We start from the raw sequence: 9865 nt of genomic DNA on the forward strand, positions 1-9865 counted from the left end.
GAAGGAGCGGTGATGTATTACGGATTTGACATCGGCGGGACCAAAATTGCGCTGGGGGTATTTGATAACCAACGCCGTTTACAATGGGAAACACGCGTCCCTACACCTCGCGACAGCTATGACGCTTTCCTTAATGCGGTCTGCAATCTGGTAACGGAAGCGGACCAGCGCTTCGGCGTCAAAGGTTCGGTGGGTATCGGTATCCCTGGCATGCCGGAAACAGAAGACGGTACGCTATACGCGGCCAACGTGCCTGCCGCCAGTGGTAAACCGCTCCGCGCCGATCTCAGCGCCCGCCTTGACCGCGATGTCCGCCTGGACAACGATGCCAACTGTTTTGCCCTCTCTGAAGCCTGGGACGACGAGTTCACTCAGTATCCGCTGGTTATGGGGTTAATCCTCGGCACCGGTGTCGGCGGTGGACTCGTGCTTAACGGTAAATCCATCACCGGACGCAGCTATATCACCGGTGAGTTTGGTCATATTCGTTTGCCTGTCGATGCGCTGACGCTAATGGGATTTGATTTCCCACTGCGCCGCTGCGGATGCGGTCAATTAGGCTGTATTGAAAGCTATCTCTCCGGCGGTGGATTTGCGTGGTTGTATCAGCATTACTACCATCAACCGCTGGATGCCCGTGAAATTATCGCGCTGTGGGAGCAGGGAGATGAGCAAGCGCGCGCCCATGTTGAACGTTATCTGGATTTACTGGCAGTCTGTTTGGGGAATATCCTGACCATCGTTGATCCTGATTTAGTGGTGATTGGTGGTGGTTTGTCGAATTTTTCCGCTATTACGACGCAACTGGCGGACAGATTGCCACGCCATCTGCTGCCGGTTGCCCGAGTGCCGCGTATTGAGCAGGCACGGCACGGTGATGCGGGCGGAATGCGCGGGGCCGCTTTTTTACATCTTACCGATTAATACAAAGAGGTTGTTATGCTGTCGCGTCGGAGTCATCGGTTAAGCCGCTTTCGTAAAAATAAACGCCATTTGCGCGATCGCCTGCGTCAACGAATCTTTTTCAGAGACAGAGTGGTGCCTGAATTGATGGAAAAACCAAGAGTGTTGGTACTGACGGGAGCGGGGATTTCTGCCGAGTCAGGTATTCGAACCTTCCGTGCGACGGATGGACTTTGGGAAGAACATCGGGTCGAAGACGTTGCGACCCCGGAAGGGTTTAGTCGTAACCCGGAACTGGTTCAGTCATTTTATAACGCCCGTCGTCATCAATTGCAGCAACCAGAAATCCAGCCCAACGCGGCGCATATCGCGCTGGCAAAACTTGAAGCCGAGCTGGGTGACCGTTTTTTACTGGTGACGCAGAATATTGATAACCTGCATGAACGCGCGGGCAGCCAGAATGTCATCCATATGCACGGCGAACTGCTCAAGGTTCGCTGTTCGCAAAGCGGACAGATTCTGGAGTGGACGGGCGATGTGACTGCGGAAGACAAATGCCATTGCTGCCAGTTCCCGGCTCCGCTGCGACCGCACGTCGTGTGGTTTGGTGAAATGCCGCTGGGAATGGATGAAATTTATATGGCGCTGGCAATGGCGGATGTGTTTATTGCCATTGGCACATCAGGCCATGTTTACCCGGCCGCGGGTTTTGTGCATGAGGCACGACTGCATGGGGCGCATACGGTAGAGTTAAATCTCGAGCCAAGCCAGGTGGGAAGCGAGTTCGAAGAGAAGCATTACGGTCCGGCAAGCCAGGTGGTGCCCGAGTTTGTTGAGAGGTTATTGAAAGGACTGTGATTTTTTTTGCCGGATGGCGGCAAATGCCTTATCCGGCCTACGGTTCGCATTGATGTAGGCCCGATAAGCGTAGCGCCATCGGGCATTCCTTACAATGCTGAATTAGCGTCCTGCTTTCAGCTTCTGATAGTACTCTTCATAGATAGCGCTGGCGGAACCGACGTCGTTTTGCCATTCCCCTTTGTTGATGGTTTCAGCATCAGGGTAGAGCGTTTTATCGTTCGCCACTTCCGGGCTCAGCAGCTTACGTGCCGCCAGGTTTGGCGTTGGATAACCGATGGTTTCTGCGACTTCTTTCGCCACGTCCGGGCGCAGCAGGAAGTTAATCAGCTTCAGCGCACCTTCTTTGTTTTTCGCATTAGCCGGAATAGACAGACTGTCCATCCAGAAAATACCTCCTTCCTTCGGCCACACCACTTCCAGCGGCGTACCCGCCTGGCGCGCAACATACGCGGAGCCGTTCCACACCATCCCCAGATTGACTTCGCCTTCCATATACGGGTTGGCCGGGTTGTCAGAGTTAAATGCAGCGACGTTAGGCATCAGCTTCTTCAGTTCGTTATAGGCGGCTTCAATCTCTTTCGGATCGGTTGTATTGCCGGAATATCCCAGCTTGCGCAGCGCCATCTGGAAGACTTCGCGCGCGTCATCGGTTAACAACAGACTACCTTTGTACTCCGGTTTCCACAGGTCGGCCCAACTGGTTACGCTTTTCGGGTCGATGGCATCGCTATTTATGCCAATGGCCGTCGCACCCCAGATATACGGAATGGAGTAGTCATTGTTGGGGTCAAATGGCTTGTTGAGCATTTCCGGATCGAGGTTGTGGAAATTGGTCAACGTCGACTTGTCGATCTTCTGGATCATGCCTTCTTTACGCATTTTATCGACGTAATAGGTAGACGGAACCACCAGATCGTACGCACCGTCTTTATAGGTTTTGAGCTTGGCGTACATGGTTTCATTCGACTCATAGGTCGAATAGATAACCTTAATGCCGGTCTCTTTGGTGAACTGCTCCAGCAGTCCTGGCGGCACGTACTCAGTCCAGTTATAGAAATAGAGTGTGTTGTTGTCATTCGCGTGAGCGGCGCTCATGCCCAGTGCCAGAGCACCCGCCGCGAGCAGGTGGCGTGACCATTTTTTCATCATTTAACGTCCCCTGAATTAAGGGCCTTAGCGGCCCTTGGTTTTATCACGTGCAATAAGCTGGCTGGCGATCACCATAACCAGCGACAGAACCAACAAAATGGTCGCCAGCGCGTTCACCTCGGGTGATACGCCGACTTTTACCATTGAGTAGATTTTTAAGGGCAAAATTTCGTAACCCGGTCCGGTGACGAAGGATGAAACGACGACGTCATCCATCGACAGCGTAAAGCTTAGCAACCAGCCTGCGGCTACCGCAGGCATTGCCAGCGGTAGAATGATCTTGCGCAGAATAGTCACTTCGCTGGCACCCAAATCTTTTGCCGCTTCCAGCATTCGCACATCAAAACCTTTCAGACGTGAATAGACCGTCACCACCACAAAAGGCAGACAGAAGGTAATATGCGAAAACAGCAGCGACCAGAAGCCGAGCTGAATGCCAATTAACATAAACAACACCAGCAGTGAAATCGCCATTACGATATCGGGCGACATCATCACCACAAACAGCATGCCGCTAACAAAGGGTTTCCCGCGAAAACGGTAGCGATAAAGCGCGACCGCGGTGAGTGAACCGATCAGCGTGGCAAACGTTGCGGAGAGCACTGCCATCGTCAGGGAGTGTTGCGCCGCCTGCAGCAGGCTGTCGTTGTTAACCAGCAGACCGTACCACTTGGTAGTAAAACCTTGCCAGTTGATGCCAAAGCGCGAGCTGTTAAAGGAGTTCACAATCAAAATAATGATTGGAATGTACAGATACGCGTAGATAGCGGTCATAAAACCGCCACGAAGCAGTCGACCGATCATTCGAGTTCTACCTTCTTGTTCAGAAGGCGTGACGCTTTCAGAGCATTGAAAATAATCAACTTTTTCTCTTCTCCAAAATCTCTCCAAAACTTCCCACCAAAACAGACAGCCAAAAAATAAGCGGCCATCACTAAGGCCGCGAATTTTACAACAATTTTCCAGGTGATCGGAAAAAAATGCCCATTTAAATGACTAGCTTTAGCCATTCCTGTCCACGAGTGTCGTTATAGCGATCTGTTGTTGCCTGCACTTTATGGCCCAGCAGCGTTTTAGTGTCGATCCCTTGCGCGCGGTACAGTCGTTCGGCTAGCGAGCGTTGCTCGTGGAATGTCGTTGGCGTTTTCCCGGCTGGTGGCTTAATTCCCGCCAGATCCCGGGCATCCGCAAAATAATCTGACAGGTTGTCTTTGCTCATTGGCTGGCCTTTTTTCTGCAACCGGCTGTGAACCAGGTAAGGGCTAACAATCTTGTTGCGACAACCGGCAATGACCTCTTTGAGCGTCATGCCCACGGCATCGCAATGAAGTGACAGGGGTAACGCAAGGCGCATACCTGTTTTGCCCTGAATGACATGCAAATGACCGTCCCACACATCAGAAAATTTCATTCTGACAATATCCTCTCTTCGCTGGCCGGTAACCAGGGCGAGAAGCATGGCGTTCCTGTTGTAATGCCCTTCAGGGGTAACATTGAATATGGCCCGCCAGTCCTCGATGCTGAGTCGTGCCCGGGTCACTTTCGGTACCGGTTTTCGCGTCGCCTCCGGAGGATTCCAGCCAGGAGGAACTTCACCCGCATGCTGTGCTTCGCGATAAATATCCACCCACACCACGCGATTGTTTAGCGCTGTGCTGGCCTGCCCCTTATCGAGCCATTCCTCCAGTATCAGGGAAAAATCCCTGACTTCCAGACTACGCAACGGATGATTACCAAGTCGACCAACCAAAAGATTAGCCATCCTCATCTTTTCTTTGAGTCGGGTTTCTGACAGATCACCGTTGTCTACACGTGTGCGCTGCACTTTTTCATAGCGAACAATCCACGCCTTTAAACTGATCCCGCGCGCCTTATTTAATGATGGCTTTTCATCGATTTTTTTCAGGAAATAATCAGCTTCTGCCGCAGCCAGTCGCTGATTGGCGATGACCGCTATTTTTTCTGCTTTGGTTTTATCGGTTCCGAGTCCGTGAAATTTTCCGGTTACTGGGTTTTTATATTGGTAATAGGTTTTGTCGGTTCGGCGATCAAACCGGGCATAAAGCCCGGGAATGGAGATGCTATTTTTTCGTGGCCTTGGCGACATGATTGAGGATCTCCTTTAGCGCGTCATCATCGTTATCATGAATTTCTGGCGCCACGCCGACAGCGCCGGGGCCGACATACACTGCATTGCGATCTACACACCAGCGCCCGCAAATTTTTTCCGGCTTCGGGTTTATGTAGCCCAGCTTGCCGTATTTCACCAGCGTGGTATTGGTAATTACAAAACCAAAGCGACCGGCTTTCCATTCTGTCAGCGGTATCAGAAATTGTTCACTCATAGCCATCACTCGCGATAGCCAGCTATTACGATACGCGCAACAGCTGGCATTGGTTGATATTCAATAATCAGTTTGCGGTCAGACGTTGCCAGATTGCAGAGACGTATTTGACCTGATGTCGGGCGTCAGAAAGCGCATTGTGCATGTCGCCTTCAAACGGGATGTCGTAGCGTGGATTGATACCGACAGATTTACCCAGTTCGACCATGGTCCTTACGTCCCTGTCATTCCAGAACGGAACAGAGAAGGGAGTTTCTGTTAACGCGTATGCGCGGCGCAGAATGACGTTATCAAACGAGCAACCATTACCCCATAATTGAACAGTGTGGCTACCGTTAGCAGCGTTTTCAGCGATAAAGTCAGCCAGGAGTTCAAGGGTTTCACGCAGCCCCAGGGCCTCATCAACAAGAATGGCAGAGCGGGCTTCAGATGATTGTTTCAACCACCACTGAATTGTCGACGCATCCGGTTTCATGCCAAACGACATCGATGATTCAAGACTGACAACCTGGTAAAATTCGGCACCAGTGTTACCAGTTGAAGGATCAAAATATACGGCGCCGATAGAGACTATTGGTGCATCAGGACCGCTGCCCATAGTTTCCAAATCAACCATCAGGTGAGTATAAAAAGCGTTCAGGTGATCCGTATCTATATGGTGAACGGGTTCATTATTCAGGGAAGCTGGAGGCTCACCAGTTGCATCAGTGCTTTCAACTGGCAAAGCTGCTGCTTCGCCCTGAGGCACATCAGGATTGGTTTTGATTTCGCTGTTGTCAGTTTTTTCCATCTGCACATCGCTGGTGGTTTCCTCGGTATTGGCTTGATGTAATTTTTCTTCGACGGCGCGCTGGCGTACCTGGTCTACGACAGAAAGCGCTGGCGCCGGCTGGTTACCCATCAGGCCATCAATGGAGAAAACACCGTTGCCCATGTTGGCGATTTCAGGTTGTTCGGCTATTGCCTTCTGTTCAGCTGTGGACCTCTCTTTAATCTCGTTTTCCCAGCTTTTTTCTGGTACGTGACCGGCTGCCGCCAGGGTTTCTTCAGTTGGGTGCTGGTGGTCGGTTTCAGTCAGGTTTTTGTTGATGTAACGGCTCAGCAGTTCCGGGAAATGGTGAGTGTTTTCTTCTACACTACGAATAAGCGCGAAAATAGCGGCGCGGGAATAATCCAGGATGCCAGCGCGTTTGCGCAGGGCGGCGGACCACTCTTTGAACGGGCTTTCATTTTTAGCAATGATCTCTTTTGCACGACGGAAAACGCCACCTGGGATATCGTAGATGTTGAAATCCATTGGAAGTGTGGCCAGCGCAATATCAATGTCCAGAGTGTCCAGCGTGTGGACAAGTTCCGGGTTGCGATCGGTCCCATTGCCGCCGCCAGCGTTGGTTCCGGAGTCAGTGCGCTGAATTCCCGACACACGATTGCCCTTACACCACTCTTTAACCAGCAGCCCACGGTCAATGTGTTCAGTGTTGAACCAGGCCTTAAAGAACTGAATAATGGTGACCAGATCAACTCGTTTTCCATCAACCGGAAAAACGGTTTTCAGCGCGCTGACGATCTTCCAGATATCGATCTCTGGCGCTTTCCTGAATGGTTCTACATTCTCGGCGGCAAGCAGCAGGTTCTGCACATAGCTGTTATCCACATCCAGCTCGAGTTCCTGAATGGTTTTCTTCTGCTCAGTATCAATATGGTAAGCATATTCTTCAGAAATAAAGTGAGCTAAGAGGCGCTGGCGTAGCGGCAGAGTCGCAACGGTAATAAGCTCTGGCGTTACAGGTGGAGTGGCATGTTCATCACCCGCAACTCGTGCTTTCTTATCATTAACCCACTCCTGAACGGTAAGAGCCCGCTTTTCTGGTTCTTCAATCCATTCGGAAATAAATTGCTCAAATGTAGCAACGGTATAGACCTGCTCACGGTCAAAGACTTCTTTTATTGCATTTGCCAGCTTCCACTCAACATGAGCAGAAAGCTCTTTCACCGACGGCACATTCGCAACGGACAGTAACAGGTTTTGTACATAGAGATCATTTTCGTCCAGTTCCATTTGTCCGATCTGGATGTGCTGCGCTTCACTGATTTCCTTCTCTTCAGTGTCATTGACCAGGTGCGCAATCAGTCGCTGAGACAGGCGCAGGCGAGATATGGGGCGGAGCAACGTTGGTGCATCGCTGGTGGGTACATTGGCACTGGAGGTTTCAGGTTTTTGCTGGCTGGAAGCCTCCAGATTTTCATTATCCGGCTTCTGTTTCAGTTGCCACGTTTGCTGGTCTTCTGCCAGTTCGTAACGATCGCACCATGTGTCATCAAGTGTGCTTTCCTCAGGAAGATCGTCAACAACAAACCAGTTGGTGCGGACAGGTAATTGATAGTCGGCGCCACGACCGACGGCAATATCGTTGTCTTCGAGAATATTGAGTATTTCGCGTTCTGCACGGGAATCTGATTTCGCAGAGAACCAGCAAAACAGGTTTTTTGCCTCAGTTGCTTTCGCTTTGGCTTTAATAAGATACGCATACGTTAACATTGCGTTCGGGCTCCATAGGATTGTAAGATACCCGGCAGCTGATGATCGCCGCCTAAGGTAGTGGTTATTGGTCAAAACTCGTTCCGGAAAGCTTTGGTCGGCTGACCGGGTACTTAACCCGCCTTGCGCGGGTTTTGTGCTTTATGGGGTAGGGGATTTTCCCTGCGTCAGCTGTGCGACGGGGACCCACTCCAGAGCATTCAGCACGGGCTCAAATGAATCAGGCGTGTGAGTAACGGCGCGAACGACGTCAGCCACGCTGGGGTTTGCTTTGCTAAGGTGGTACCCGCCACCAGCGCCACGCTGGCTGGTGACGATTTCACTGCTGCGCAGCTTCGAGAAAATCTGCTCGAGGTAAGACACAGACAGCTTTGATTCTTTACTGATAGATGCGATGGAAACCGGACTGCCGTTGTAAATCCTGTGGAGGATGGCAACGACCTGAACAGAAGCCACTACACGTTTCATTCCAAACTCCATCACGCATCCTTTGCCGGTTCGCGACCGTATCCCGGGTTATCGTTTAAGGCGTCATTCAGAACCTGCATAGCCTCATTATGTGGAAGAGTCAGAGCAAGTTTGATCGCCGTTCCAAGAGCTTCAGCCGCACATTCAAACTTACGAGCGAGCCTGGCTGTTTCATCAACTTGTTCACCCATCGCTTCCATTTCAAAGTTGTGCTCTGTCCAGACTTCATCCATCACATCACTTTCAACTTCTTCACGTAATGCTTCTTTTACTTCCAGAACAGGCAAAACGCCGATTAATGCCTCAGCTGGTGCGCTGCTGAAGCGCAATGCCAGATCGTTAGCTGACATAAAAACCTCCGGAAAAAAGCCCGCCACGGGACGGGCAAAGAACACTTTTCCAATTTAACCAGAACAGGTCTTCGTCTCCTGTTTGGTTACGATGGTGGTATTACCATCACAATGCCCTGTGCACCGGGCATGAGGCTGGCAACAGCCATTGGTCAAACTCGTTATGAACGAACTGCAGTCTGTTGGTTGGCAGACGGGTCGCCCTTCTGGGCGAGCATGTAGCAAATCAGTCGAATGATTACTTCAATGCGATTTAGATGTACGGCCTGACACCGCACTGGTTTACGTGCGAAATCGATCATGGATTTATCCTCTTGCGTTGCCCTTGTCGCCAGGCTGGCGGAACGTTGAACCTGCTGCGTGTTAATACTTGTCATCTCATCCGGTGATTCGTATGCCGCCGGCAGCTACTTCGTGGGCGTCCTGCCTCGATGACTGTCTTTGTGTTGGGAATAGTATTATCGATTGAATCGATATATGTCAAATTAAATCGATATCAATGCGTGTGAACAACTCACCGATCAGTTTATCGGATTGATTTCGCGTGCTTTATGAAGGGTACAGGAGTGGAGGGGCTACTCGTTACTGGGGATTATCTTTCGTTTTTTTAGGTAAGCAGTAGCTACATCATCAAGCTCTTGCAGTCGCAGTTCGATCAACTTAACTATCTTTTCTCTCTCATCGTCAGTGGGCAAAAGCTCAAATTGCTCCAATAGCTTTTGTTCCTGGGCCGACTGAGGTTGACGTTTTTTTTCTGATGTTATGGCAGGAATAGTGTCAGCTTCAGTTTCTTCAAGAAAAAACCAATAGAGTGGATAGCCTGTAGCGGACTGTAGCCTATCTAGAATGTCAGCTCTTGGAAGTATATTAGAGTTACACCAGCCATTTACTGACTGGGCTTTTACTCCCAGTCTGCGTGCAAGTTCCGATTGAGATATTCCAAGATCATGGATGGCTTTTTGTAATCGCTTTCCGAAGTTCATATTCCTAGCCCGCTCAAAAACATACATCCGATTATACAGATTTTATCTGTAGCTCAACCTATCGATATAATTTGACGATATCGAAATAATTTGATTTACTCGTTTCACGTTCACTACTCGAGATAAATCAATGAAGCTCACAACACAAAAGAAAATGTTAGCCATATGCAGTCAGGCAGAACTGGGGCGCCGTCTAAATCGGCGAGCTCAAACAGTTAATGGATGGTTCAAGAAAAAGGTTGAATCGCCACAGATAATCTAGACACT

The 9865-nt window shown here is 50.3% G+C and carries 11 protein-coding genes and 1 pseudogene; 2 read left to right on the forward strand and 10 right to left on the reverse strand.

Translation table 11 applies throughout. From position 1 onward, the window contains the following. Window positions 1–12 precede the first annotated feature (12 nt). The gene (gene nagK, locus FDX11_RS11790) at window positions 13–924 is read left to right on the forward strand and encodes an N-acetylglucosamine kinase (RefSeq protein WP_061381744.1); all 912 of its coding nucleotides are present in this window, start codon (window positions 13–15) and stop codon (window positions 922–924) included. Window positions 925–939: 15 nt separating this feature from the next. Continuing rightward, window positions 940–1761 (forward strand): Sir2 family NAD+-dependent deacetylase, encoded by an 822-nt coding sequence (gene cobB, locus FDX11_RS11795; protein WP_042309089.1) that lies wholly within the window; start codon window positions 940–942, stop codon window positions 1759–1761. A gap of 102 nt (window positions 1762–1863) precedes the next feature. On the opposite strand, the gene potD is transcribed toward cobB, so the two are convergent. From potD to FDX11_RS11845, 10 genes and pseudogenes are all read right to left on the reverse strand, one after another. Continuing rightward, window positions 1864–2910: a spermidine/putrescine ABC transporter substrate-binding protein PotD gene (potD, locus tag FDX11_RS11800; protein ID WP_137365689.1), complete on the reverse strand. Its 1047-nt coding sequence runs from the start codon at window positions 2908–2910 to the stop codon at window positions 1864–1866. 27 nt (window positions 2911–2937) lie between these two features. Beyond that, the gene (potC, locus tag FDX11_RS11805; RefSeq protein WP_006684943.1) at window positions 2938–3717 is read right to left on the reverse strand and encodes a spermidine/putrescine ABC transporter permease PotC; all 780 of its coding nucleotides are present in this window, start codon (window positions 3715–3717) and stop codon (window positions 2938–2940) included. Beyond that, a complete protein-coding gene (locus FDX11_RS11810; protein ID WP_137397961.1) occupies window positions 3714–3923 on the reverse strand; it encodes a hypothetical protein in 210 nt (69 codons plus the stop codon). Before FDX11_RS11810 ends, potC begins: the two co-directional genes overlap by 4 nt. Then, window positions 3902–5020, reverse strand: coding sequence for a phage integrase Arm DNA-binding domain-containing protein (locus FDX11_RS11815; protein ID WP_115258738.1), 1119 nt, complete (start codon window positions 5018–5020; stop codon window positions 3902–3904). The genes FDX11_RS11810 and FDX11_RS11815 overlap by 22 nt, the downstream gene beginning before the upstream one ends. Continuing rightward, on the reverse strand, window positions 4995–5258 hold the full coding sequence (locus FDX11_RS11820; protein ID WP_137397962.1) for an excisionase: 264 nt from the start codon (window positions 5256–5258) through the stop codon (window positions 4995–4997). The genes FDX11_RS11815 and FDX11_RS11820 overlap by 26 nt, the downstream gene beginning before the upstream one ends. Window positions 5259–5325: 67 nt before the next feature. Further along, the gene (locus tag FDX11_RS11825) at window positions 5326–7797 is read right to left on the reverse strand and encodes an exonuclease (RefSeq protein WP_137397963.1); all 2472 of its coding nucleotides are present in this window, start codon (window positions 7795–7797) and stop codon (window positions 5326–5328) included. Window positions 7798–7938: 141 nt separating this feature from the next. Next, window positions 7939–8265, reverse strand: coding sequence for an Rrf2 family transcriptional regulator (locus FDX11_RS25745; protein ID WP_137397964.1), 327 nt, complete (start codon window positions 8263–8265; stop codon window positions 7939–7941). An 11-nt stretch (window positions 8266–8276) separates the two neighbouring features. After that, window positions 8277–8615 (reverse strand): hypothetical protein, encoded by a 339-nt coding sequence (locus FDX11_RS11835; RefSeq protein WP_135107954.1) that lies wholly within the window; start codon window positions 8613–8615, stop codon window positions 8277–8279. 161 nt (window positions 8616–8776) lie between these two features. Next, window positions 8777–8917, reverse strand: a pseudogene (locus tag FDX11_RS11840) (hypothetical protein); the annotation flags it as partial. Between the two features lie 273 nt (window positions 8918–9190). Further along, window positions 9191–9598, reverse strand: a complete 408-nt coding sequence (locus FDX11_RS11845) for a helix-turn-helix domain-containing protein (protein WP_047358007.1) — start codon at window positions 9596–9598, stop codon at window positions 9191–9193. Window positions 9599–9865 lie beyond the last annotated feature (267 nt).

The organism is Citrobacter sp. wls714 (assembly GCF_005281025.1).
GTDB lineage: Bacteria > Pseudomonadota > Gammaproteobacteria > Enterobacterales > Enterobacteriaceae > Citrobacter > Citrobacter werkmanii.

Coding starts and splice junctions, on each gene's coding strand:
- nagK (WP_061381744.1), top strand. CDS start 13: ATGTATTACGGATTTGACATCGGCGGGACCAAAATTGCGCTGGGGGTA.
- cobB (WP_042309089.1), top strand. CDS start 940: ATGCTGTCGCGTCGGAGTCATCGGTTAAGCCGCTTTCGTAAAAATAAA.
- potD (WP_137365689.1), bottom strand. CDS start 2,910: ATGAAAAAATGGTCACGCCACCTGCTCGCGGCGGGTGCTCTGGCACTG.
- potC (WP_006684943.1), bottom strand. CDS start 3,717: ATGATCGGTCGACTGCTTCGTGGCGGTTTTATGACCGCTATCTACGCG.
- FDX11_RS11810 (WP_137397961.1), bottom strand. CDS start 3,923: ATGGCTAAAGCTAGTCATTTAAATGGGCATTTTTTTCCGATCACCTGG.
- FDX11_RS11815 (WP_115258738.1), bottom strand. CDS start 5,020: ATGTCGCCAAGGCCACGAAAAAATAGCATCTCCATTCCCGGGCTTTAT.
- FDX11_RS11820 (WP_137397962.1), bottom strand. CDS start 5,258: ATGAGTGAACAATTTCTGATACCGCTGACAGAATGGAAAGCCGGTCGC.
- FDX11_RS11825 (WP_137397963.1), bottom strand. CDS start 7,797: ATGTTAACGTATGCGTATCTTATTAAAGCCAAAGCGAAAGCAACTGAG.
- FDX11_RS25745 (WP_137397964.1), bottom strand. CDS start 8,265: ATGAAACGTGTAGTGGCTTCTGTTCAGGTCGTTGCCATCCTCCACAGG.
- FDX11_RS11835 (WP_135107954.1), bottom strand. CDS start 8,615: ATGTCAGCTAACGATCTGGCATTGCGCTTCAGCAGCGCACCAGCTGAG.
- FDX11_RS11845 (WP_047358007.1), bottom strand. CDS start 9,598: ATGAACTTCGGAAAGCGATTACAAAAAGCCATCCATGATCTTGGAATA.